This window comes from Streptomyces sp. NPDC045956, assembly GCF_056430705.1.
Window position 1 is genome coordinate 345816 of sequence record NZ_JBWKKZ010000008.1, and the last position, 24286, is coordinate 370101.

The following is a 24286-nucleotide window of genomic DNA, read 5'->3' on the forward strand; positions in this document are numbered from 1 at the left end:
GGCCCCCGGTCGTGGGAGAATGAGGTACGTGCTCTTTCCCCCTGGCTGACCTGACCGGGGGCCACCTCTGATCGACTGGGATGTGCAGCACGTGCGTTTCCTGAATGACATCCAGCCCTCGTACGACCTGACGTACGACGACGTGTTCATGGTGCCGAGCCGCTCCGCCGTCGGCTCCCGGCAGGGCGTGGACCTCGGTTCCCCGGACGGCACGGGCACCACCATCCCGCTGGTCGTCGCCAACATGACCGCCATCGCCGGCCGCCGGATGGCCGAGACGGTGGCCCGGCGCGGCGGCCTGGTGGTCATCCCGCAGGACATCCCGATCGAGGTCGTCACCGAGGTCGTCGGCTGGGTGAAGAGCCGCCACCACGTCCTCGACACCCCGATCGTGCTGGCCCCGCACCAGACCGTCGCCGACGCGCTGTCCCTGCTGCCCAAGCGGGCTCACAACGCCGGTGTCGTCGTCGACGAGGACAACCGGCCGGTCGGCGTCGTCACCGACGCCGACCTGACCGGTGTGGACCGCTTCACGCAGCTCGAGGAGGTCATGTCCAAGGACCTGATCCTCATCGACGCGGACACGGACCCGCGCGAGGCCTTCAACACCCTCGACGCCGCCAACCGCCGCTACGCGCCCGCCGTGGACCAGGACGGCCGCCTCGCCGGCATCCTCACCCGCAAGGGCGCCCTGCGCGCCACCCTGTACACCCCGGCCGTGGACGCGAACGGCAGGCTGCGCGTCGCCGCCGCCGTCGGCATCAACGGCGACGTGGCCGGCAAGGCGAAGCAGCTGCTGGACGCGGGTGTGGACACCCTCGTCATCGACACCGCGCACGGCCACCAGGAGTCGATGATCAGCGCGGTCAAGCTGGTGCGCGACCTCGACCCGCGGGTCCCGATCGTCGCGGGCAACATCGTCTCCGCCGAGGGCGTGCGCGACCTGATCGAGGCGGGCGCCGACATCGTCAAGGTCGGTGTGGGCCCCGGCGCCATGTGCACCACCCGCATGATGACCGGCGTCGGCCGGCCGCAGTTCTCCGCCGTCCTGGAGTGCGCCGCCGAGGCGAAGAAGTACGGCAAGCACGTGTGGGCCGACGGCGGCATCCGCCACCCGCGCGACGTGGCCATGGCCCTCGCGGCCGGCGCGTCCAACGTGATGGTCGGCTCCTGGTTCGCGGGCACCTACGAGTCCCCGGGCGACCTCCAGCACGATGCCGACGGCCGCCCCTACAAGGAGTCGTTCGGCATGGCCTCCGCCCGCGCGGTGCGCAACCGCACCTCGGAGGAGTCGGCCTACGACCGGGCCCGCAAGGCGCTGTTCGAGGAGGGCATCTCCACCTCCCGGATGTTCCTCGACCCGACCCGCCCGGGCGTCGAGGACCTGATCGACTCGATCATCGCCGGTGTCCGCTCCTCCTGCACCTACGCCGGTGCCGGCTCCCTGGAGGAGTTCGCCGACAAGGCCATCGTCGGCGTACAGAGCGCCGCCGGATACGCCGAGGGCAAGCCGCTGCACGCCAGCTGGAGCTGAGCGCCGTATCGTTTCCGCGGTCCCGGGCCCTCCCCTCACGGGGACGGTCCGGGGCCGCACGGCGTTCCGGCGCGCGCGATCGCGCAGCCCGTCGCCCGGGCGCTGCGGCGCGACCCCGGTGACGCCGCTGACCAGCGACGACGACCGGGTCGGCGCCCTCTTCGGAACGTTTCAACGACCTCCGTGCAACGAACACGCGCCACGCCCCGGCGAACGCAACGATCGTGCGGCGACGCGCAAGGTTGCTGCATTACCCGGGCACCGCACCGCTCGTAGTGTTCTGCGCTGTACGTGGCGTGGCGGGAACCCCGCTCGGTGGGTTCCCGCTCCTTCACGGGGTGCCCGCCGTTCCCCGCCGCTCCAGAGACCCGCCGGGAGCCCGTCCGCTCGTCACCGGCGGGCGACCGGCAGCGACAAAGGAGTCAACGCGTGCTCGACCAAGGCGCACCCCCGCACCACGGCGCATCGGCCGGCCCCACGTCCCCGGGCCCCCTCGCGCGCCTCATGCGCCGCAAACCCGTGGAGCGGCTGGTCGCCGAGGGCGGCCAGGGCGAGGGCGGAACGCTCCGGCGCTCCCTCGGCCTGTGGCAGCTCACGATGATCAGCATCGGCGCCACCCTGGGCACCGGCATCTTCGTCGTCCTCGGCGAGGCCGTGCCCAAGGCCGGGCCCGCCGTCACGCTCTCCTTCGTCATCGCCGGCCTCACGGCGCTCTTCTCCGCCCTGTCCTACGCCGAACTGGCGGGCACCATCCCCGTCGCCGGGTCCTCGTACTCGTACGCCTACGCGACGATGGGTGAGCTGGTCGCCTGGGTCTGCGGCTGGTGCCTGGTCCTGGAGTACGGCGTGTCGGTCGCCGCCGTCGCCGTCGGCTGGGGCGAGTACCTCAACGAGCTGCTCGACGGCACCATCGGCGTCACCATCCCGGCCGCGCTGTCGGCCCCGCCGGGCGACGGCGGCGTCTTCAACCTGCCCGCGCTGATCGTGGTGCTCCTCGCCATGGCGTTCCTGCTGGGCGGTGCCCGCGAGTCCGCCCGCGCCAACACGATCATGGTGCTCGTCAAGATCGCGGCGCTCGTGCTGTTCTGCGCGATCGGCGTGCAGGGCTTCCGCTCCGGCAACTACGAGCACTTCATGCCGCTCGGCATGGCCGGGGTCAGCGCGGCCGGCGCCACGCTCTTCTTCTCGTACATCGGCTTCGACGCCGCCTCCACGGCCGGCGAGGAGGCGAAGAACGCCCAGCGCGACCTGCCCCGCGCGATCATGCTGTCCCTGGTCATCGTCACGGTGCTCTACGTCCTCGTCGCCGCCGTCGCCGTCGGCGCCAAGCCCTGGCGGAACTTCACCGACTCCGAGGCCTCCCTGGCCCAGATCATGACCGACGTCACCGGCCACGACTTCTGGGGCACCCTGCTGGCGTTCTGCGCCGTCGTCGCCATCGCCAGCGTCGTCCTGACCGTGCTCTACGGGCAGACCCGCGTCCTGTTCGCCATGTCCCGCGACGGTCTGGTGCCGAAGGTGTTCTCCCGGGTCCACCCGAAGACCGGCGCACCCCGCGCCAACACGCTCATCGTCTCCCTGTTCTGCGGTGTCCTGGCCGCCGCGATCCCGCTCGGGCAGCTCGCCGACGCCACCAGCATCGGCACCCTCTTCGCCTTCGCCCTGGTCAACGTGGCCGTCGTGGTGCTGCGCCGGACCCGCCCCGACATGCGCCGTACCTTCCGGGTGCCGCTGTCCCCGGTCCTGCCGGCGCTGGGCTTCGGCCTCTGCGTCTGGATGATGGGCAGCCTGTCCACCGTCACCTGGGTGGTCTTCGGTGTCTGGATGGCCGTGGGGCTCGTGTTCTACTTCGTGTACGGCCGACGCCGTTCCCGGCTGGCCGCACCGGACACCGTGACATCAGAAGCGAAGTGAACCACCCGCAGTGCTGAACGATCTCGACGAACGCATCGTGCACGCCCTCGCCGAGGACGCCCGCCGCTCCTACGCGGACATCGGGCAGTCGGTCGGCCTGTCCGCGCCCGCCGTCAAACGGCGCGTGGACCGGCTGCGCGCCACCGGAGCCATCACCGGATTCACCGTACGGGTGGACCCCGCCGCGCTCGGCTGGGAGACCGAGGGGTTCGTCGAGATCTTCTGCCGCCGCAACACCTCGCCGGAGACCATCCAGCGGGGCCTGGAGCGCTACCAGGAGGTCGTGGCCGCCTCCACCGTCACCGGGGACGCGGACGCGGTGGCCCAGGTCTTCGCCTCCGACATGCGGCACTTCGAACGGGTGCTGGAGCGGATCGCCGGGGAGCCGTTCGTGGAGCGGACCAAGTCCGTGCTGGTGCTCTCGCCGCTGCTCCGGCGCTTCTCGTCCGGGTCGCCGGCCTGATCGCGGGCCCGCGCGCCGACCTGATCGCCCGTCCGCCTGACCGGGGCGGGGAACCCGACTAGCATCGGTGTCATGACCTGGCGACATTGATCCACCCGCCGCGCCTGCCCCCGAGGGCCGCCTCGGACGCCGTACCCCCGGTGTCCGAACCGCCCTCTCGGGAAGGCCTCATGACTCTCTCACCCGAGCGTGCCCCCGCCACCGCCGGTACCCGGCGGCTGTCGCGCACGCTGTACGCCTCCGCGTTCTGCGACGACTTCGTCCTGCTCTACCCGGTGTACGCGCTGCTGTTCAGCGACACCGGTCTGTCCGTCTGGCAGATCTCCTCCCTGTTCGCCCTGTGGTCGCTCACCGGAGTCGTCCTGGAGGTGCCCTCCGGCGCCTGGGCCGACGCCACCTCGCGGCGGCGGCTGCTGGTCCTCGGCCCGCTGCTCACCGCGGCCGGCTTCGCCCTGTGGGTGCTCGTGCCCTCCTACGGCGCCTTCGCGCTCGGCTTCGTCCTGTGGGGCGCGGGTGGAGCACTCGGCTCCGGAGCGCTGGAGGCGCTGGTCTACGACGAACTGGACCGGGACGGCGCCGCCGACCGGTACGCGCGCGTGATGGGCCGGGCCCGCGCGGTCGGCATCGCGGCGACCATGGCGGCGATGGGCCTGGCCGGCCCGGTGTTCACCTGGGGCGGCTACCAGGCGGTGGGCGCGGCGAGCGTCCTGGTCTGCCTGGCCGGAGCGGCGGTGGCGAGCCGCTTCCCCGAGCGCCGCACCCCGTGCGCCGGTGGCGGTCACTGGGCCGCCACCCTGCGCGCCGGCCTCGCCGAGGCCCGCACCGACCGCTCGGTGCGCGGCGCGCTGCTGCTCGTCCCGGCGGTGACCTCGGTGTGGGGCGCACTCGACGAGTACACGCCGCTGCTGGTGCGGGACACCGGTGTGGCGCAGGAGGCCGTCCCCTGGCTGCTGCTGGTGATCTGGGCCGGCGCCACGGCCGGCAGCCTGCTGGCCGGGCCCGCCGAACGCCTGGACCCGGCCGGGTTCGCCGCGCTGCTCACCGGCTCCGCGCTCGCCCTGGCGGTGGGCGCCGCCGCCGGCACCCCGGCCGCCCTGGTCCTGGTCGCGTTCGCGTTCGGCGGCTTCCAGCTGGCGACCGTGCTGGCCGACGCCCGCCTCCAGCGACGCATCGAGGACACCGGGCGGGCCACGCTGACGTCGGTCGCGGGTCTCGGCACGGAGCTGGGCACCCTGACCACGTACGCCGTCTACGCGGCGACGGCCACGGCGACCGGGCACGGCGCCGCCTTCGCCTGGTCCGCGCTGCCGTACCTGCTGACGGCGCTGGTGCTCGTGACGGCCGCCCGCAGCTCGGCCGCCCGCGCCACGGCCGCCAGGGCACGGCCCCGAAGCCGCCGGTCCCCGTCCTGACCTTCTCGGCCGGGTGCTCCCGTGCCGGGGGCCGGCGTCGGGAGCGTCGGTTTCCGGTGCGGGGCGGCGCGGTCGGGGGCCCGGCGGGCGGGGCGCGCAACGAATCGCCGTCCGGCGTCGAGTGGACGCAACGAACCGCTCACCAGCGCGCAACGGCTCCCGCTTGTCCCGTCGAGACCGCCGACCGTACCGTCTATCTGGCCCCCCGACCCCCTCCCACCGGTGAGGATCACGCATGCGCACCGCCCTGCTCCAGAGCTCCGGCCGGCCCGGCTCCACCGCCGAGAACCTCGAGGTCCTCGACGAGGCCGCGCGCCGTGCCGCCGCCGCGGGCTCCGGGCTGCTGGTCACCGCCGAGCTGTTCCTCACCGGGTACGCGATCGGCGACGCGATCGCCGCCCTCGCCGAGCCCGCGGACGGCGACGCGGCCGACGCCGTCGCCGAGATCGCCGGGCGCCACGGCCTCGCCGTCGCCTACGGCTACCCGGAGCGGGCCGGTGCGGACGTGTTCAACTCCGTCCAGCTGATCTCCGCCGACGGCACCCGCCTGGCCAACTACCGCAAGACCCACCTCTTCGGCTGCTTCGAGCGCGAGCACTTCACGCCCGGCGGGGAGTCCGTCGTCCAGGCCCGGCTGGACGGGGTCACCGTCGGCCTGATGATCTGCTACGACGTGGAGTTCCCGGAGAACGTCCGCGCCCACGCCCTGGCCGGCACCGACCTGCTGCTCGTGCCGACCGCGCAGATGCACCCGTTCCAGTTCGTCGCCGAGTCCGTCGTGCCGGTGCGGGCCTTCGAGAACCAGATGTACGTGGCGTACGTCAACCGCGTCGGTCAGGAGGGCGAGTTCGAGTTCGTCGGCCTGTCCGCGCTCGCCGGACCCGACGGGACCGTCCGCGGCCGGGCCGGACGCGCCGAGGAACTGGTCCTCGCCGACGTCGATCCGGTCCTCCTCGCCGCCTCCCGCGAGGCCAACCCCTACCTGAGGGACCGCCGCCCCGGCCTCTACGGCTCCCTGGTCTGAGTCCCGCGCGCCGAGCCCTCCCCCCTGTTCCACCTGTGCAAGGAGTCCGTACCCCATGACGTCCACCGTGCCCAACGCCATCGAGCACGCAGACGAGCAGCAGCCGCCGATCACCATGTTCGGTCCGGACTTCCCGTACGCGTACGACGACTTCCTCGCCCACCCGGCCGGTCTCGGGCAGGTCCCCGCGACCGAGCACGGCAGCGAGGTCGCGGTCATCGGCGGCGGCATGTCCGGCATCGTGGCCGCCTACGAACTGATGAAGATGGGCCTCAAGCCCGTGGTGTACGAGGCCGACCGCATCGGGGGACGTCTGCGCACCGTCGGCTTCGAGGGGTGCGACCCGTCGCTGACCGCCGAGATGGGCGCGATGCGCTTCCCGCCCTCGTCCACCGCGCTCCAGCACTACATCGACCTGGTGGGACTGGAGACCCGCGCCTTCCCCAACCCCCTCGCCGAGGCGACGCCCTCCACCGTCGTCGACCTCAAGGGCGAGTCGCACTACGCCGAGACCCTCGCCGACCTGCCGCAGGTCTACCGCGACGTGGCCGACGCCTGGGGCAGGTGCCTGGAGGAGGGCGCCGACTTCTCCGACATGAACCGCGCCCTGCGCGAGCGCGACGTCCCGCGCATCCGCGAGATCTGGGCGAAGCTGGTCGAGAAGCTCGACAACCAGACCTTCTACGGCTTCCTCTGCGACTCCGAGGCCTTCAAGTCCTTCCGCCACCGCGAGATCTTCGGCCAGGTCGGCTTCGGCACCGGCGGCTGGGACACCGACTTCCCCAACTCCATCCTGGAGATCCTCCGCGTCGTCTACACCGAGGCCGACGACCACCACCGCGGCATCGTCGGCGGCTCCCAGCAGCTGCCGCTCAGGCTCTGGGAGCGCGAGCCGGAGAAGATCGTCCACTGGCCGTACGGCACCTCGCTGCGGTCCCTGCACGTGGGCGGCGAGCCCCGCCCGGCCGTGACCCGGCTGAACCGCACCGCCGGCAACCGGATCACCGTGACCGACGCCGACGGCGACATCCGCACCTACCGGGCGGCGATCTTCACCGCCCAGTCCTGGATGCTGCTCTCCAAGATCGACTGCGACGACTCGCTCTTCCCGATCGACCACTGGACCGCCATCGAGCGGACCCACTACATGGAGAGCTCCAAGCTCTTCGTCCCCGTGGACCGCCCGTTCTGGCTGGACAAGTCCGTCGACGACAACGGGGAGCCGACGGGGCGGGACGTCATGTCGATGACGCTCACCGACCGCATGACCCGCGGCACCTACCTGCTGGACGACGGCCCGGACAAGCCCGCCGTCATCTGCCTCTCCTACACCTGGTGCGACGACAGCCTGAAGTGGCTGCCGCTGTCCGCGAACGAGCGGATGGAGGTCATGCTCAAGTCGCTCGGCGAGATCTACCCGAAGGTCGACATCCGGAAGCACATCATCGGCAACCCGGTGACGGTCTCCTGGGAGAACGAGCCCTACTTCATGGGCGCGTTCAAGGCCAACCTGCCCGGCCACTACCGGTACCAGCGGCGCCTGTTCACGCACTTCATGCAGAAGGACCTGCCCGAGGACAAGCGGGGGATCTTCCTCGCCGGCGACGACATCTCCTGGACCGCGGGCTGGGCCGAGGGAGCCGTCCAGACCGCGCTGAACGCCGTCTGGGGCGTCATGCACCACTTCGGTGGGACGACCGACGCGACCAACCCCGGCCCGGGCGACGTCTACGACGAGATCGCGCCGGTCGAGCTGCCGGAGGACTAGCCCGGTCCCCGCGGCCGCCCCCAGGGGGAGAAGGCAGGCCCTACACCCCGGCCGCCCTGGCCTTCTCGTACACCTCGGCGGCGAGGTCCTTCAGCTCCTCGGCGTCCCGCGCGGAGCCCTGGAGGTCGACGAGGATCTCGTCGAGTCCGAGGGCGGCGTGGGCGGCGAGGTCCTCGACGATCCGGTCGACGCTGCCGTGGAAGGGCCGGCGCCCGGCGCCCGCCCGGGCCGACGGGCTGTGGCGGGCGTTGGCCCGCAGCACCGTGCGGATCGGCTCCGTACGCCCCCGCTCCTCCGCCAGCTCCCGCAGCCGGCGCCACTGCGCGGCCACGGCCTCGACCCCCACGCCGCCCGGCAGCCAGCCGTCGGCGTGGTCGACGAGCCGGCGCCGGGCCTGCCCGCTGCCCGCCGCCAGCAGCACCGGGACGCGCCGGGCGGGCTTGGGACCGACCACGGCGGACGCGATCCTCGTGAGGTCGCCCTCGTACACCACCGGGTCCGGGCTCCAGACCGCGCGGCACACGGCGATCACCTCGTCCAGAGCCCGCCCGCGCTCCGCGAAGGGCCGGAAGGACGCCGCCGCGTACTCGTCGTGGGACCAGCCCGTGCCGAAGCCGGCGACCACCCGGCCGCCGCTCGCGGCGTCCAGCGAGGCCAGCGCCCTGGCCAGCTGGAACGGGTTGTGCAGCGGGGCGACGAGGACACTGGTGCCCAGCTCCGCCCGTTCGGTGGCCGCGGCCGCGAGGGTCAGGGTGACCAGCGGCTCCGCCACGTTCCGGTACTCGTCCGGCCAGGGCAGGCCCTCGACGCCGTACAGCCCCTGGGTCGCCGGCTCGGGGACCAGGGCCCGCTCGAAGACCCACAGGCTGTCGTACCCCGTCCGCTCCGCCGCGCGGGCCACGTCGGGGACGTCCCTGCCGAGGTCGTACTGCCGCATCTGGGGGAGGCCGAGTCCGAGCCGGGTCGTCATGTCCGGGTGCTCCTTCGCGGTCGGGTGCGAGGCTGCCGAGAGGGGCAACGTGCGGCTTTAGCGCGGGAATTCCGCCCGCCGGGGAAGCGGCCGTTCAGCCCGGCAGCGGGGTGAGCAGCATGCGGCCCGCGAAGCCGACGGCCGCGTCCAGGCGCTCCGTGAACTCCCCGGCCAGTTCCGGGAGCCGGCGCAGCGCCCACAGCGCGCGGGCCGCGGACCAGGTGGCGTCGCGGGCGCGCTCCAGGCTCCAGGAGCCGAGCAGATGGGTCAGCGGGTCGGCGATCTGCAAGAGGTCGGGACCCGGCATCAGCTCGTCGCGGATACGCTCCTCCAGCGAGACGAGGACCTCGCCCACCCGGTCGAACTCGTCCTCCAGCTCCAGGGGATCGCAGCCGAGCGTACGACAGGTGTCCACCACGGCCAGCGCGAGATCGTGGCCGATGTGCGCGTTGATGCCCGCCAGCGCGAACTGCGTCGGGCGTACACCGGGATGGCGGCGGAACTGGAACAAAGGCCGCCAGCACGCGGGCGGCCGGTCCCCCCTCTCCACGGCGTCGACCGCCGCCAGATAGCGCTCCGCGAACCGCACGTCCAGCGCGGTCGCGGCCCGGGCGTCCGGGAACCGGCCGCCGTCGATGTGCCGGTCGACGGTCTCGGTGACGGTCAGGTAGACGCGGTTGAAGACGGCCACCCCGTCCCGTGCGGGCAGCGTCGCGTCGAGGGCGCGCATCCGGGCGAGGACCGTGTCCACCGTCCGGACGGCCGCCGGGAGTTGTTCGCAGTGCGCCATGGCGGCAGGGTCCCAGCTCTAGGCTGGCCGGAGTGCCGGCGGGCCCGACGCTTCCCCAGAACGGGGGAACGCGCCCGCCGTGCGGGGGAGGGGGAACCGTACGTGTCAGGCCTTCGTGCCCGGCGCCTGGCCGCTCGCAGGGCCGAGCGCAGGCGTGCCGCCCGCCGCAGCGCGATGGTCGCGGTGGCGTCCGTCGTGGTCGCGGTGGGCGCGGCGACCGGCATGCTGTCCGTGCTCGGGGACGACGGCGGCGCCGCGGACGCGGCACGCCCGGAGGCGACGCGCTCGCCACGGCTGCACTCCCTGCCCGGGGTGCCGTCCCCGTCGGTGACAGCGACAGCGACAGCGACGGCCACGGCCTCGCCCTCTGCGTCGAGGAAGGCGAGCAGCCCCAGCGCCTCGCCCGAGAAGAAGCCCGGGAAGAGGCCCGAGAGGAAGACGCCCCCGGCCGCCGAGGCCTCCACCCGGCTCTACCGGCACCCCGAGTCCCAGGTCCTCGACTGGGTCCGGGCCCACCCCGACGACCCGCGCCGGGACGTCATCGGCTCCCGGATAGCCGCCCACCCGGCAGCCGTCTGGTTCGCCGACCACACGCCCGCGAACATCACCGCACGGGTCCGCGCCGTCACCTCGGGCGGCGCCGATGCGGGCCGGGTCCCGGTCGTCGTGCCGTACGTCGTACCGGGCCGGGACTGCGGCGGCCACTCCGAGGGCGGTGCACCCGACCTCGACGCCTACGACGCGTGGATCGACCGCTTCGCCGCCGGGCTCGGCTCCGGCGACGTCATCGTCGTCCTGGAGCCCGACTCGGTGGCCCAGGCGGAGTGCCTGTCGGCCGGGGAGCGCGCCGACCGCTTCGCCTCGCTGGCCCGGGCCGGGCGGGTCATGAAGGAAGCCAACCCCAGGACCCGGGTCTACTACGACGCGGGCCACTCGGGCTGGCACGCGCCCGCCCGGCAGGCGGGCTGGCTCAAGCAGGCCGGCGCCGCCTCGGCCGCCTCCTCCGACGGCATCTTCAGCAACGTCTCCAACTTCCACGCCACGGCCGACGAGGTCGCCTACGACCGCGCGGTGCTCGACGCCCTGGGCGGCCCCGCGAGCCTCGGCGCGGTCATCGACACCAGCCGCAACGGCAACGGCGCCCCGCCCGACGGCCAGTGGTGCGACCCGGCCGGCCGCACCCTGGGCCGCGCACCGACCCTGAGCACGGGCCTGGGACGCGTCGACGCCTACCTGTGGGTCAAGCTGCCGGGCGAGTCGGACGGCTGCAAGGGGGAGCCGGGCACCTTCACGCCGTCCTACGCCTACGACTTGGCGCGCTGAGGGCCGCCGTCGCCGTCCGGCCCCTGGTCCTGCGCCTCCCCGGTCCTCGCGTCGTACGAGGAGGTGCCCTCGTCGAGCAGCGGCTGCTGCGTCTTCAGGTGGGCCGGGGCGAAGGCCCGCAGTGCGTGGTAGCCGGTGATGACGACCACGGTGCCGAGCGCGATGCCGCTGAGCGAGAAGGTGTCGGTGAACTCCATGCTGACGTTGCCGACGCCGATGATGATGCCCGCGGCGGCCGGCACCAGGTTCAGCGGGTTGCGCAGGTCCACCTTCGCGTTGATCCAGATCTGCGCGCCGAGCAGGCCGATCATGCCGTAGAGGATGACGGTGATGCCGCCGAGGACGCCGCCCGGGATCGCGGCCACGACCGCGCCGAACTTCGGGCAGACGCCGAACAGCAGGGCGAATCCGGCGGCGGCCCAGTAGGCGGCCGTCGAGTAGACCCGGGTCGCGGCCATCACGCCGATGTTCTCGGAGTAGGTGGTGTTGGGCGGGCCGCCGACCGCGGTGGACAGCATCGAGCCGACGCCGTCCGCGGAGATCGCCGTGCCCAGCTTGTCGTCGAGCTGGTCGCCGGTCATCTCGCCGACCGCCTTGACATGCCCGGCGTTCTCCGCGACGAGGGCGATGACGACCGGCAGGGCGACCAGGATCGCCGACCACTCGAAGCTCGGTCCGTGGAAGGAGGGCAGACCGATCCAGTCGGCCTGACCCACGGCCGAGAGGTCGAGGCGCCAGTGGTCGGTGAGCTTGCCACTGCCGTCCACGGAGTGGATCTTGCCGAAGACCAGGTCGAGCACCCAGGACAGCAGGTAGCCGAAGACCAGCCCGAGGAAGATCGCGATCCGGGACCAGAAACCGCGCAGGCAGACCACGGCCAGACCGGTGAACAGCATCACCAGCAGGGCCGTCCACTGGTCCTGCGGCCAGTAGGTGGAGGCGGTGACCGGGGCCAGGTTGAAGCCGATCAGCATCACCACCGCGCCGGTGACGATGGGCGGCATCGCGGCGTGGATGATCCGCGCCCCGAAGCGCTGCACGGCGAGGCCCACCAGGAACAGCGCGGCGCCCACGACCAGGACCGCGCCGGTGACCGTGGCGCTGGTGCCGCCCTGGGCCCGGATCACCGCGGCGACGCCGACGAAGGAGAGGGAGCAGCCGAGGTAGCTGGGCACCCGGCCGCGGGTGGCGAGCAGGAAGATCGCGGTCGCCACGCCCGACATCATGATCGCGAGGTTGGGATCCAGGCCCATCAGGACCGGAGCCACGAAGGACGCCCCGAACATGGCCACCACGTGCTGGGCGCCGAGCCCGACCGTGCGGGGCCACGAGAGCCGTTCGTCGGGGCGGACCACCGCTCCGGGTGCGGGCGTGCGCCCGTCACCGTGCAGCTTCCAGCGCACGCCGAGGTCCATGGTGAGGTTTCGCTTTCTCTGTACCGAGGTCTGTCCGGACCATTGTCAGGGGTGCCCGACCGTGCGGCTGACCTGCACCTTCCCGAAAGGGCGTACTGAGCGTCCGCTTAGGATGGAGGGGATCGTCCGTTCGTCGTACCACCCGCGCCACCTGGAGCCCGCCGTGTCCGCCCAAGTCCCCACCGCCCCCGCCCCGTCCGCCCCGCGGTACGGCCGGCTCGTCCCCGTCACCGTCCACTTCGACGACCTGGACGCCCTCGGGCTGCTGCACAACGCCCGCTACCCCGTGCTGGTCGAGCGGGCCTGGACCGAGCTGTGGACCGAGTACGGCTTCCGCTTCGAGGGTGACTGGGCGGCGGCCGGCGACGCCTGCAACGCCGTCAGGGAACTGACCGTCACCTACGAGGCGCCGGTGACCCGGCCGGGCGCGTACGCCGTCCACCTCTGGCTGGAGCGCCTCGGCACGACCGGGCTGACGTACGGCTTCCGGTTCTGCTCCCCGGACGGTGCCACCACCTACGCCCGCGGCACCCGGGTGCTGGTCAGGCTGGACTCGGCGACGCTGCGCCCGGCGCCGTGGAGCGACACCTTCAGGGCTGCCGGCCGGGCACTGCTGCGCTCGGCGGACTGACCTTCGGCCGGTCCCGGTCCCCGGCGCGCAGCACCTTGGCGAACAGCACCAGGCAGCAGGTCAGTGCGGTCACCAGGCCGAAGGAGACCACCAGGCTGGTCAGCTCGGCCAGGCCGCCGATCGCGCTCGGCGCGACCAGGCCCGAGGTGTACGTGATGGTGGCGACGCCCGCGATGGCCAGGCTGGGGTTGGAGCCGGCGCGCCCCGCCGCGGCGAAGCACAACGGCACGACCACGGCGATGCCGAGGCCCATCAGCGCGAAGCCGGCCATCGCCACCGCCGGATGCCCCCCGAGGACGATGAGCAGACCGCCGAGCGCGGCCAGCACACCGCTCACCCGGACCGTGCGCACCGCGCCGAAGCGGTCCACCACCCTGTCGCCGGCGAACCGGGCCAGCGCCATGGTGAGGGTGAAGCCCGTCGTGCACGCCGCCGCCAGACCGGCCGAGGTCCCGAGCTCGTCCCGCAGGTAGACCGCGGACCAGTCCAGGCTCGCGCCCTCGGCGAACACCGCGCAGAAGCCGACGGCGCCGATCAGCACCGCCGACCTCGGGGGCAGCGCGAACCGCGGCGGCGGGTCCTCGTCCTCGGCGGGCTGGAGGTCCAGCACCCAGGCGCACGCGACCAGGCCCGCCACGGTCAGCACCCCGGCGGCCAGCACGTGGTGCAGCCGGGCGTCCGAGCCCAGGTGCGCGGCGAGGGTGCCGGCCGCCGAGCCGATCAGGGCACCCGCGCTCCACATGCCGTGCAGCCCCGACATGATCGACTTGTCGAGCCGGTTCTCGATCTCGACACCCAGCGCGTTCATCGCCACGTCCGACATGCCCGCGGTGGCGCCGTAGACGAACAGGGCGAGGCACAGGGTGAGCAGGTTCGGGGCGAGGGAGGGCAGGACCAGCGCCAGCGTCCACAGGGCCAGCAGTCCGCGCAGGGCGGTACGGGCGCCGAAGCGATGACTGATGCTGCCGGCCAGCGGCATGGCGACGGAGGCGCCGAGCGCCGGGAAGGCGAGCGCCAGGCCCAACTGGCCCGCGCTGACCCCGGCATGGTCCTGGATCCACGGCACGCGTGTCGCGAACGAACCGGTGACGGCGCCGTGCACGGCGAACACGGCCGCCACGGCGTACCGGGCGCGCCTCACCTCGCGCGGCGCGTAGACCCCTGTGCTCATTCTCCTGCCCCCTTCGTCGGCTCCACTCGGCAGACTCGGCCCCCTGGCGTCGCTGCGCCGCGTAAACTATCAGGAACCCTGCCTGATAGATAGGGGACACCGGTGCGAGCCTCCGCGCCGCCGATCTGGAAGGATCCCGGCATGCCCGCATCCCCGAGCACCGCCCGGGCCATCAACGACCGGCTCGCCCTGCGCCTGCTCCAGCAGGAGGGCCCGTTGACGGCGGGGCAGCTGAAGCAGCTGACCGGTCTGTCCCGGCCCACCGTGGCCGACCTCGTCGAACGCCTCACCGTCTCCGGTCTGATCGAGGTGGCCGGGGAGTCCGGCGAGCAGCGCCGCGGGCCGAACGCCAGGCTCTACGGCATCGTCGCCGACCGCGCCCACCTGGCCGCCCTCGACGTCCGCACGGACAGCGTCGCCGTACTGGTCTCCGACCTGCTCGGCAGGGTGCTGGCCGAGGGGTCCGTGCCGATCGGCGACGACACCGGGACCGGTCCCGCGGTGGAGCGGGCGGTGGGTCTGGTCGAGCGTGCGGCGAAGGAGGCCGGCGCCGTCCGGCTGCACACCGTCGGCATCGGCGCGCCCGGGCTGATCGATCCGGCGGTCGGCGAACTGCGGGACTCCACCGGGCTGCCGGAGTGGCACCGACGGCTCATGGCCGCGCTGCGGGAGACGTTCCCCGGGGCGCGCGTCGACGTCGAGAACGAGACCAACCTGGCCGCCCTGGCCGAACAGCGCGACGGGGCGGCCCGGGACCGGGAGACCTTCGTCCTCCTCTGGCTCGGCCTCGGCATCGGTGCCGCGATCGTCCTCGACGGCACCCTGCGCCGGGGCGTGTCCGGCGGCGCCGGCGAGATCGGCTTCCTGCCGGTGCCGGGCACCTCGGGCCTGCCGTCGGCCACCGACTGCGACGGCGGCTTCCACTCCCTGGCCGGGGCAGCGGCCGTCGCCGCCCTCGCGGCGGACCACGGGCTGACGGCACCCGGGGAGGAACCCGAACCCGAGCGGCACGCCGCCGCCCTGGTACGGGACGCGGTGCGCCGGTCCGGCACGGACCCGGCCGCCGCGCGCTTCCTCGACGCGCTCGCCGACCGGGTCGCCCTCGGCGCCGCCGCCGTCGTCTCCGTGCTCGACCCCGGCTGCGTGGTGCTGGCCGGCGAGGTCGGCCGGGCCGGCGCCGACGCGCTGGCCTCCCGCGTCCAGCACCGCCTCACCCGGATGTCGCCGCTCGCCACCGAGGTGCGGGCCGGCACGCTGGGCGGCGGCGCCGTGCTGCGCGGGGCCCTGCTGACCGCCCGCGACCGCGCCCAGGACGACCTGTTCGCACCCCGGGAGCGCTAGCCCGCGGCGGCGCGCGCACGCAGGCCGGCGGTGGGTCCGACCCGGGGCTCGGGCGGCGACGGCCGACCTCTGCCGGTACACGGCTCAGTCCGCACCGGCCTCGGCCCCCCCCGGCCCGCCGCGCCGCCCCCGCGTGGTCGCCGTGCCGCGCCCCGGCCGCCCCGCCCGCGGCCACCCCGGACCCACGTCCCGTCAACGCCGTCCGTCCGCCCCGCCGCCGTACCGCACCGCGAGGTACTCCTCGAACGTCGGCCCGGCGGTAGAGCTGCCGGCAGTTCGCCTCGGTCAGGTCCAGCGCCTCCGCCGTCTCGCGGTGTCCGTAGGCGAACGCCTCACGCAGCACGTACACCGCCCGCTCGGTCGGCGTCAGCCGCTCCAGCAGGAAGAGCATCGCCGTCGACACGGCGTCCCGCCGCACGGCCGTCTCCAGTGGGCCCAGCGTGCCGTCGGAGGTCAGCACCGGCTCCGGCAGCCAGGTGCCGATGTAGGTCTCCCGCCGGGCGCGGGCGGAGGTGAGACGGTCGAGGCAGAGGCGGGTGACGACCTTGGCGAGCCAGGCCGAGGGCTGCTGGATGCCCGCCCGGTCGGCTCCGCCGAAGCGCAGGTAGGCGTCCTGGACCGCGTCCTCGGCCTCGTGCGAGGAACCCAGCATGCGGTAGGCCAGACCGAACAGGCGCGGCCGGTGGCGTTCGAACTCCTCGGCGATCGCGGTCGTCATGCGGCTCACCCTGCCAGAGGCACGGCGGGGGAGCTGAGGAGACCCGGCGGCGGGCAAGGGCCTTCGTCACCGCCGCCGGGCCGGTCTCGCCGGGGTCAGCAGGCGCCGAGGTCCTGCCAGACGCCCCACTCACCCGTGGTGCCGGGCCGCTCGCCCTTCGTCCACCACTTGGACTTCCACGAGTGCCCCGCGTGGGACACCGTGATGCCACCGCCGTAAGGCGTGGCCGCGTCCCAGGCCGGCGCCGCGCACGAACCGGTGCCCCCGGTGGGGCTCGGACTCGGGCTCGGGGAACCGGTGCCCGTGGGAGTCGGCGTGGGAGTCGGCGTCGGCGTCGAGGTACCGGGCTCCACCAGGGTCGTCCCCCGTGCCAGGTCACCCTCGAGGGCGTACGTCTTCCCGCCGAACGTCACCGTCCAGTTCGACGGCGTCGACACCGGCAGGTAGTACACGAGGTCCAGTTCGGTGGACGCGCCCGGCGCCAGCGACTGCCAGGCCGGCAGCTTCAGCGAGGCGCGGTGGTAGTCGCCCTTCAGGCCGCCGACGTTGCCGCCCGTGTGATCGCTGCGGATCACCGACGTGCCCCAGCCGGACTGGTCCTTGGCGTTGCCGGGCGCGGAGGTCCCGTAGTCGAACCGGAACTCCGTACCGCCCGGGAGCGCGGTCCCCGTGTTGTTGGTGATCTTCAGCTTGGGGCTGATCGGGTAGTTGGAGTCACCGAGCGGGAACTGCCCGAACTCCACGTCGATGTCGACCGCCTCGGCGGGCATGTCGATCGTGGCGCGCTCGGCGCCGTAGGGGGAGGCCGACTTGAACGTGTCGTACATCGTGTCCGTCAGCGTCGAGCCCGGCACGTACTGTCCCTTGCCCGCGTCCCAGGCGTAGTCGCCGGCCAGCTCCCAGACCATGGTGCCGCCGATGCCGCGGTCGACCACGTAGTCCGCCTTGGCCCGCACCGACTGCTCGTCCTCGGTGGACAGGAACACCTTCTTCTCGGCGTTCCACAGCCAGGGCGCGACCAGGGTGGCGTCGTACTTGCGGGCGTACGTCCCGGTCAGCTTCGTCGTGGCCGGGAAGCCGTAGTCCGTGACGTAGTCGCCGACGACCCCCTTCTCCAGGTTCTTGGCGTGCCACATCGGGTTGGAGCCCGCCGGGGACTCCTTGCCCGCGGTGTCCAGGTCGTGCCACAGGTTGTCGATGCCGACCGCGCCGTCACCGCACTTGGTCAGCCCGGCACCGGCCGGGCACGACGTGGCGGGCGCCTTCCCCCAGAGCCCGTCGGTGCCGCCGGTGACGTTCTTGAAGCCGCGCGTGTAGTACGGCAGGCCGATGTTGATGCGGCCGGCCGGCATCGAGCCGCGGAAGTAGTGGTAGGCCCAGTCGGTGTTGAGGTAGCCGATGCCGCCGTACTGGGAGGTGGTGTACACGCCCGCGGCGGCGAGTTCGGAGTCCTTGCCGTCGTCGAAGAGGGAGGCGTTCGGGCCGACGTGCTCGTTCCAGGCGCCGTGCAGGTCGTACGACATGATGTTGACGTAGTCCAGGTACTTCTGGACCTGGAAGGTCTCCATGCCGCGCAGCAGGTACCCGGAGGACGGCGCGGCGACGGAGAGCAGGTAGTGCCTGCCGTCCGCGGCGCCCGCGCGGTCGAGCTTCTCGCGCAGCGTCTTCATCAGCGCCGCGTACCCCTTGACCAGCCCGGCCCGGCGGCCGTTGGCGAAGGACCAGTCGAGCGGGTTGCCCGCGTCCTTCATCGTCGTCGGGTACTCGTAGTCGATGTCGACGCCGTTGAAGCCGTACTTCCGGACGAAGTCGACCGCCGAGGCCGCGAAGGTGTCGATGCCCGCCTGGTTGACGGAGCCGTCGGCGTTGGTCGCCATGGAGTAGAAGCCGCCGGAGTCCACGCGCGAGCCGTCGGCCGCGAAGTAGCCGCCGGTCTCGGCCCAGCCGCCCACCGAGATCATCGTCTTGACGTCCGGGTGCTGCTTCTTGAACTTGGTGAGCTGGTTGAAGTGGCCCTTGTAGGGGAGGCCCGGGTCCATCTCCGCGCCCGCCACCCCGGGCCAGGTCATGCCGGTCGCGGTGTTCTTCTCGCCGTCCGGGCCCACGGAGAGCCGGTTGGCCCCGTCGACGTGCGCGAAGGCGTAGTTGATGTGGGTGATCTTGTCCCACGGGATGTCGGAGGCCAGGTACGCCGGCTTGCCGTCCTTGCCGGTGCGCCAGCCGGTGAAGTAGCCGATCACCCGGCGCGGGTGGTCGGTGCCCATCTTCTCCCGGCCGGCGGAGTCGTAGACCGAGCAGTAGGGGACGTCGACGCCGGGGGTGCGGTAGAGCCCGTCGGGCCGGCAGTTTTCCTGGTCCGCGGCGTGCGAGGCGGTCGCGGGAAGGCCGGCGAGGACCAGACCGGCGACGGCGGCGGCCGCGGCGAACAGGGCCGGTCTCGCTCCGCGGCGCGTTCTGGAGCGTGAGGGGGAAGGCACAGTCGGTTCCTCTCCACGGAAGTTGCGCAGACAGTAAGAGGACTAGACCAGTGAGTCAATAGGTATGGACCAATTGGAAGGTGCGGGTGAGGAGGGGAGGTCGATGGGGTGTTGCCGGCTCGAGCGGCGCTCGCGTGCGGCCTCCTGTGAGCCACTCCACACACTCCGTCCGCATGGACCGTGAGCGGGCGTGGCAGACTGGCCCTGTACCAGAAGCAGCGCACTCCGGGGTCGGTGAAAGTCCGAACCGGCGGTTACAGTCCGCGACCCGGTCGCCTCCAGCGACCGGTTGACCAGGTGAAATTCCTGGACCGACGGTTAAAGTCCGGATGGGAGGCAGTGCGCGGCGGGCGAGCATGCGTGCGCGCCGCCGACCTCTGGGCTCGCCCTTCGCGGACGGGTCCCGTCCGGCGTCGCCCCCGGTGTTCTCGCTCGCGATCTCTGTCGTTCCTCGACAGCCCCGGAGTCCGTGCCCGAAGAGGCAGGAGGACCCGGGAAGTGTTCACCGGAATCGTCGAAGAGCTGGGCGAGATCACCGCCGTCGAGACCCTCGACGACGCCTGTCGCTTCCGCGTGCGCGGCCCCGTCGTGACCCAAGGGGCACGACACGGCGACTCCATCGCCGTCAACGGCGTCTGCCTCACGGTCGTCGACCACGAGGGCGACGAGTTCACCGCCGACGTGATGGCGGAGACCCTGCACCGCTCCAGCCTCGGCGTCCTCGCCACCGGCTCCCGCGTCAACCTGGAGCGCCCCACCGCCGTCGGCGCCCGCCTGGGCGGGCACATCGTGCAGGGACACGTCGACGGCACCGGTGAGATCGTCGAGCGCAAGCCCTCCGAGCACTGGGAGATCGTCAAGGTCTCCCTGCCCGCGGACCTCGCGCGCTACGTCGTGGAGAAGGGCTCCATCACCGTCGACGGCATCAGCCTCACCGTCGTCGACGCCGGCCCCGACTTCTTCACCGTCAGCCTCATCCCGACCACCCTCGCCCTGACCACGCTGGGCCACAAGCAGCCCGGCGACCCGGTCAACCTCGAGGTGGACGTCATCGCCAAGTACGTCGAGCGCCTGCTCGGCGACCGCACCGGACAGGGGGACGCCCGGTGAACTGGCTCAACTCCGAGGCGTTCACGCTCTTCGGCCAGCACATCAAGTGGTCGGACATGATCGGCAACGTGATCGGACTGCTCGGTCTCGCGCTCGGCTGGCGGCGCTCGATCTGGACCTGGCCCGTGCAGTTCGTCTCCGGGCTCGTCCTCTTCACGGCCTTCGCCACCGCCCACCTCTCCGGCAGCGCGGGCAAGCAGATCGTCGTCATGGTCGTCGCCGCCTGGGGCTTCTGGCAGTGGAACCGCGGCCGGCGGCAGAGCCAGGACGGCTCCATCGCCGTCCGGTTCGCCACCTGGCGCGAGCGCGGCGCCCTGGCCGGCGCCGCCGCCGTCGGCACCCTCGCGGTCGGCGGCCTGTTCACCGCCTTCCCGACCCTCTCCTGGGACCCCTGGCCGGACGCGTACATCTTCGTCGGCACCGTCGTCGCCATGTACGCGCAGGCCCGGGGCATGGTCGAGTTCTGGTTCGCCTGGCTGCTGGTCGACCTGGTCGGCGTCCCGCTGAACTTCGCCAACGGCTTCGCCTTCTCCGGCTTCGTCTACGTCATCTACGGCGCGCTCGTCCTGTGGGGCCTGCGCGACTGGTGGCTGCGCTCCCGCACCGCGGCGCGGCCCGTCCCGGAAGGAGCGCCCGCATGAACACGGCACCCATCCTCTACAGCCCCGACGGACCCGAGGACCTGCTCCTCGACCCCGTCCAGCAGGCCATCGCCGACATCGCCGCCGGACGGCCGGTCGTCGTCGTCGACGACGAGGACCGCGAGAACGAGGGCGACCTCGTCGTCGCCGCCGAGAAGGCGACCGAGGAGATCGTCGCCTTCATGATGAGCGAGTGCCGCGGCCTGATCTGCGCGCCCATGGAGGGCGACGAACTGGACCGGCTCCGCCTGCCCCAGATGGTCGACGACAACACCGAGTCGATGAAGACCGCCTTCACGGTCTCCGTGGACGCGACCGCCGCCCACGGCGTGAGCACCGGCATCTCGGCCTCGGACCGCGCCACCACCCTCCAGCTCCTGGCGAGCGGTACCGCCGAGCCGGCCGACCTGGTCCGCCCCGGCCACATCTTCCCGCTGCGCGCCCGCTCCGGCGGCGTGCTCGTCCGCAACGGCCACACCGAGGCCGCCGTCGACCTCGCCCGCCTGGCGGGTCTGCGCCCGGCCGGCGCCATCGTCGAGATCGCCGGCGAGGACGGGCGGATGCTCCGGCTGCCCGAGCTGATCCCCTTCGCCCGCAAGCACGGCCTGACGATCATCTCCATCGAGGACCTGATCGCCTACCGCCGCAGCGAGGAACCCACCGTCCGCCGCGAGGCCGAGGTCCACCTCCCCACCCGCCACGGCGAGTTCACGGCGTACGGCTACCGCTCCACCGTCGACGGCGTCGAGCACGTCGCCCTCGTCCACGGCGGGATCGGCGACGGCGAGGACGTCCTGGTCCGCATCCACTCCGAATGCCTCACCGGCGACGTCTTCGGCTCCCAGCGCTGCGACTGCGGCCCCCAGCTCGACGCCTCCCTGGACCGCATCCAGGCCGAGGGCCGGGGCGTGGTCGTCTACCTCCGCGGCCACGAGGGACGCGGCATCGGCCTGATGTCCAAGCTGCGCGCCTACGAACTCCAGGAACGCGGCCGGGACACCCTCGACGCCAACCTGGAACTCGGCCTGCCCGCCGACGCCCGCGACTACGGCGCCGGCGCCCAGATCCTGACCGACCTCGGCGTGCGCTCCGTCCGTCTGATGACCAACAACCCGGACAAGAGCGACGCCCTGCTCCGGCACGGCATCGAGGTCAGCGGCCGCGAGCCGATGCCAGTCCAGGCCGGCGAGCACAACCTCCGCTACCTGCGCACCAAGCGGGACCGGATGGGACACGACCTGCCCTGGCTGGACACGACCCCCGTGTCCACCTGCGGCAACCAGTAAGCAAGGACTCCAGGAGAGACATGAGCGGCAAGGGCGCACCGGAACTGACCGTACGCAACGTGGGGGACCTGCGGGTCGCCGTCGTCGCGGCGCAGTGGCACGACCAGGTGATGGACGGACTCGTCGACGGCGCCCTGCGCGCCCTGCACGAGCTGGGCATCGACGAGCCGACCCTGCTCAGGGTCCCCGGCAGCTTCGAGCTCCCGGTGGTGGCCAAGGTCCTCGCGGGCCGCGGCTACGACGCGATCGTCGCCCTCGGCGTCGTCATCCGCGGTGGCACCCCGCACTTCGACTACGTGTGCCAGGGCGTCACCCAGGGCCTGGTCCAGGTCTCCGTGGAGACCGGCGTCCCCATCGGCTTCGGCGTCCTCACCTGCGACACCGAGGAGCAGGCGCTGGACCGGGCCGGCATCGAGGGCTCCCGCGAGGACAAGGGCCACGAGGCGGTGACCGCGGCCGTCGCCACGGCGGCCACGCTCCGCTCGGTATCCGAACCGTGGCGCTAGGCCGCCCGGCACTACGCGTAAAGTGGGCGCCACCATGTCCAAGAAGACTTTCGAGGAGCTCTTCACCGAGCTCCAGCACAAGGCCGCAAGCGGCGACCCCGCCACCTCCCGCACCGCCGAGCTGGTGGACAAGGGGGTCCATGCCATCGGCAAGAAGGTCGTCGAGGAGGCCGCCGAGGTCTGGATGGCCGCCGAGTACGAGGGCAAGGAGGCGGCGGCCGAGGAGATCTCCCAGCTGCTGTACCACGTCCAGGTGATGATGGTCGCCCGCGGCATCTCCCTGGACGACGTCTACGCCCACCTGTGAAGCCGCACCCCCTCTCCCCACCCCACCACGCGAAGGAAGCCGACCTCATGCTGCGCATCGCCGTCCCCAACAAGGGTTCCCTGTCAGGCCCCGCGGGGGAGATGCTGCATGAGGCCGGCTACCAGCAGCGCCGCGAGTCCAAGGAACTGCGCATCGTCGACCCGGTCAACGAGGTCGAGTTCTTCTACCTGCGCCCCCGCGACATCGCGATCTACGTCTCGTCCGGCCGGCTCGACATCGGCATCACCGGCCGGGACCTGCTCGTCGACTCCGGCGCCGAGTCCGAGGAGATCCTCCCGCTCGGCTTCGCCCGCTCCACCTTCCGCTTCGCCGGCAAGCCCGGCACCGCGACCGGCGTCGAGGACCTCAAGGGCCGCACCGTCGCCACCTCCTACGAGGGCATCGTCGCCGCCTACCTGGCCGACCGGGGCGTCGACGCCTCCGTCGTCCACCTCGACGGCGCCGTCGAGACCGCCATCGAGCTGGGTGTCGCCGAGGTCATCGCGGACGTCGTCGAGACCGGGACCTCGCTGCGCAACGCGGGCCTGGAGGTCTTCGGCGAGCCCATCATGAAGTCCGAGGCCGTCGTCATCCGCCGCTCCGGCGCGGAGCCCGACGCGACCACCGAGCCCAAGGTCCAGCAGTTCCTGCGCCGCCTCCAGGGCGTCCTGGTGGCCCGGACGTACGTGATGATGGACTACGACTGCCGGGTGGAGCAGCTGGAGAAGGCCGTCGCCCTCACCCCCGGCCTGGAGTCCCCGACCGTCTCCCCGCTGCACAACGAGGGCTGGGTCGCCGTCCGCGCGATGGTCCCCGCCAAGGAGGCCCAGCGGATCATGGACGACCTGTACGAGATCGGTGCCCGGGCCATCCTGACCACGGCCATCCACGCCTGCCGTCTCTGAGCACGACCCGGAGCGACACCATGCCCGACACCACGCCGGACCTGCCCGCCCTGCCGGTGACCTTCCGCCCGGGGCGCACCCGCGCGGTCCTGACCGTCCTCGCCGTCATCACCTTCGCGGCGATCACGGCGGTCGGACTGCTGCTGAACGGCCTCGGCCCGGGGGAGAGGCTCAGCTTCGCGCTGACCGGCCTCCTCCTGGCCGGCGTCGTGCTGCTGCTGGCCCGCCCCCGGGTCGTCGCCGACGACGCCGGGGTCACCGTCGTCAACCTCACCACCAAGCGGCGCCTCGCCTGGGCCGAGATCGTGCGGGTCAACCTCAGGCAGGGCGACCCCTGGGCGTTCCTGGACCTCAGCGACGGCACCAGCCTGCCCGCGCTCGGCATCCAGCCGGGCATCGCCCGGGAGCGCGCCCTGCACGACGCCCGTGCGCTGCGCGCCCTCGTCGAGTCCCGGTCCCGCGGCGCGTCCGGGACGCCGCGAGGCTGAAGCGGACGCGGCGCCCCTGCCGCGGGCGCCCTTTTCGTGATTAATCTGGGAACGAGGACGCGGTCGTCGCGTCCTCACCCCCGTCGCTCCGC

21 protein-coding genes, 1 pseudogene and 1 riboswitch are annotated in these 24286 nt (G+C 72.7%); of the genes and pseudogenes, 16 read left to right on the plus strand and 6 right to left on the minus strand.

Features of this window, described 5'->3' with window-relative positions:
* Positions 1 to 91: 91 nt before the first annotated feature.
* The 6 genes from AC07FV_RS23070 to AC07FV_RS23095 all read left to right on the plus strand — a co-directional run bounded on the left by AC07FV_RS23070 (position 92) and on the right by AC07FV_RS23095 (position 8115).
* On the plus strand, positions 92 to 1534 hold the full coding sequence (locus AC07FV_RS23070; protein ID WP_479089191.1) for a GuaB1 family IMP dehydrogenase-related protein: 1443 nt from the start codon (positions 92 to 94) through the stop codon (positions 1532 to 1534).
* 429 nt (positions 1535 to 1963) lie between these two features.
* A complete protein-coding gene (locus tag AC07FV_RS23075; RefSeq protein WP_479089192.1) occupies positions 1964 to 3448 on the plus strand; it encodes an amino acid permease in 1485 nt (494 codons plus the stop codon).
* A 10-nt stretch (positions 3449 to 3458) separates the two neighbouring features.
* The gene (locus AC07FV_RS23080) at positions 3459 to 3911 is read left to right on the plus strand and encodes an Lrp/AsnC family transcriptional regulator (RefSeq protein ID WP_133888152.1); all 453 of its coding nucleotides are present in this window, start codon (positions 3459 to 3461) and stop codon (positions 3909 to 3911) included.
* Positions 3912 to 4081: 170 nt separating this feature from the next.
* Positions 4082 to 5323 carry an MFS transporter gene (locus AC07FV_RS23085; RefSeq protein ID WP_479089193.1) on the plus strand — a complete coding sequence of 414 codons (1242 nt, stop codon included), beginning with the start codon at positions 4082 to 4084 and terminating at the stop codon, positions 5321 to 5323.
* Between the two features lie 235 nt (positions 5324 to 5558).
* On the plus strand, positions 5559 to 6347 hold the full coding sequence (locus AC07FV_RS23090) for a carbon-nitrogen hydrolase family protein (protein WP_479089194.1): 789 nt from the start codon (positions 5559 to 5561) through the stop codon (positions 6345 to 6347).
* 55 nt (positions 6348 to 6402) lie between these two features.
* On the plus strand, positions 6403 to 8115 hold the full coding sequence (locus AC07FV_RS23095; RefSeq protein WP_479089195.1) for a flavin monoamine oxidase family protein: 1713 nt from the start codon (positions 6403 to 6405) through the stop codon (positions 8113 to 8115).
* Between the two features lie 40 nt (positions 8116 to 8155).
* Here the strand turns inward: AC07FV_RS23095 and AC07FV_RS23100 are convergent, their stop codons facing one another.
* Positions 8156 to 9085, minus strand: coding sequence for an LLM class F420-dependent oxidoreductase (locus AC07FV_RS23100; protein ID WP_479089196.1), 930 nt, complete (start codon positions 9083 to 9085; stop codon positions 8156 to 8158).
* 94 nt (positions 9086 to 9179) lie between these two features.
* On the minus strand, positions 9180 to 9875 hold the full coding sequence (locus AC07FV_RS23105; RefSeq protein ID WP_479089197.1) for a DUF5995 family protein: 696 nt from the start codon (positions 9873 to 9875) through the stop codon (positions 9180 to 9182).
* A gap of 174 nt (positions 9876 to 10049) precedes the next feature.
* Between AC07FV_RS23105 and AC07FV_RS23110 the strand changes: the two genes are divergently transcribed.
* Entirely contained in the window at positions 10050 to 11198 is a 1149-nt protein-coding gene (locus AC07FV_RS23110) for a glycoside hydrolase family 6 protein (protein WP_479089259.1), read from the plus strand.
* On the opposite strand, the gene AC07FV_RS23115 is transcribed toward AC07FV_RS23110, so the two are convergent.
* The gene (locus AC07FV_RS23115; RefSeq protein WP_479089198.1) at positions 11180 to 12613 is read right to left on the minus strand and encodes a uracil-xanthine permease family protein; all 1434 of its coding nucleotides are present in this window, start codon (positions 12611 to 12613) and stop codon (positions 11180 to 11182) included. The two genes, AC07FV_RS23110 and AC07FV_RS23115, sit on opposite strands and share 19 nt — an antisense overlap.
* A 163-nt stretch (positions 12614 to 12776) precedes the next feature.
* Here AC07FV_RS23115 and AC07FV_RS23120 point away from each other — a divergent pair, with 163 nt between their 5' ends.
* A complete protein-coding gene (locus tag AC07FV_RS23120) occupies positions 12777 to 13244 on the plus strand; it encodes an acyl-CoA thioesterase (RefSeq protein WP_479089199.1) in 468 nt (155 codons plus the stop codon).
* Here AC07FV_RS23120 and AC07FV_RS23125 read toward each other — a convergent pair.
* Entirely contained in the window at positions 13204 to 14415 is a 1212-nt protein-coding gene (locus tag AC07FV_RS23125; protein WP_479089200.1) for an MFS transporter, read from the minus strand. The two genes, AC07FV_RS23120 and AC07FV_RS23125, sit on opposite strands and share 41 nt — an antisense overlap.
* A 141-nt stretch (positions 14416 to 14556) precedes the next feature.
* Here AC07FV_RS23125 and AC07FV_RS23130 point away from each other — a divergent pair, with 141 nt between their 5' ends.
* Entirely contained in the window at positions 14557 to 15756 is a 1200-nt protein-coding gene (locus tag AC07FV_RS23130) for an ROK family transcriptional regulator (protein ID WP_479089201.1), read from the plus strand.
* 310 nt (positions 15757 to 16066) lie between these two features.
* Here the strand turns inward: AC07FV_RS23130 and AC07FV_RS23135 are convergent.
* Positions 16067 to 16474, minus strand: a pseudogene (locus AC07FV_RS23135) (sigma factor); the annotation flags it as partial.
* 95 nt (positions 16475 to 16569) lie between these two features.
* Positions 16570 to 18951, minus strand: coding sequence for a chitinase C-terminal domain-containing protein (locus tag AC07FV_RS23140; protein ID WP_479089202.1), 2382 nt, complete (start codon positions 18949 to 18951; stop codon positions 16570 to 16572).
* A gap of 216 nt (positions 18952 to 19167) precedes the next feature.
* Positions 19168 to 19298: riboswitch (FMN riboswitch) on the plus strand.
* Between the two features lie 151 nt (positions 19299 to 19449).
* Between AC07FV_RS23140 and AC07FV_RS23145 the strand changes: the two genes are divergently transcribed.
* From AC07FV_RS23145 to AC07FV_RS23175, 7 genes are read left to right on the plus strand one after another with little or no spacing between them, the layout of a single operon-like run.
* On the plus strand, positions 19450 to 20061 hold the full coding sequence (locus tag AC07FV_RS23145; protein ID WP_479089203.1) for a riboflavin synthase: 612 nt from the start codon (positions 19450 to 19452) through the stop codon (positions 20059 to 20061).
* The gene (locus tag AC07FV_RS23150) at positions 20058 to 20702 is read left to right on the plus strand and encodes a nicotinamide mononucleotide transporter family protein (RefSeq protein ID WP_479089204.1); all 645 of its coding nucleotides are present in this window, start codon (positions 20058 to 20060) and stop codon (positions 20700 to 20702) included. The genes AC07FV_RS23145 and AC07FV_RS23150 overlap by 4 nt, the downstream gene beginning before the upstream one ends.
* Complete coding sequence (locus AC07FV_RS23155) at positions 20699 to 21988, plus strand: bifunctional 3,4-dihydroxy-2-butanone-4-phosphate synthase/GTP cyclohydrolase II (protein WP_479089205.1); 1290 nt, start codon at positions 20699 to 20701, stop codon at positions 21986 to 21988. Before AC07FV_RS23150 ends, AC07FV_RS23155 begins: the two co-directional genes overlap by 4 nt.
* A gap of 20 nt (positions 21989 to 22008) precedes the next feature.
* Positions 22009 to 22494 (plus strand): 6,7-dimethyl-8-ribityllumazine synthase, encoded by a 486-nt coding sequence (gene ribH / locus AC07FV_RS23160; RefSeq protein ID WP_479089206.1) that lies wholly within the window; start codon positions 22009 to 22011, stop codon positions 22492 to 22494.
* Between the two features lie 34 nt (positions 22495 to 22528).
* Positions 22529 to 22801 (plus strand): phosphoribosyl-ATP diphosphatase, encoded by a 273-nt coding sequence (locus AC07FV_RS23165; protein WP_356605606.1) that lies wholly within the window; start codon positions 22529 to 22531, stop codon positions 22799 to 22801.
* A gap of 47 nt (positions 22802 to 22848) precedes the next feature.
* Positions 22849 to 23706: an ATP phosphoribosyltransferase gene (gene hisG / locus AC07FV_RS23170; RefSeq protein ID WP_356605604.1), complete on the plus strand. Its 858-nt coding sequence runs from the start codon at positions 22849 to 22851 to the stop codon at positions 23704 to 23706.
* Positions 23707 to 23726: 20 nt separating this feature from the next.
* Positions 23727 to 24194 (plus strand): PH domain-containing protein, encoded by a 468-nt coding sequence (locus tag AC07FV_RS23175; RefSeq protein ID WP_479089207.1) that lies wholly within the window; start codon positions 23727 to 23729, stop codon positions 24192 to 24194.
* Positions 24195 to 24286 lie beyond the last annotated feature (92 nt).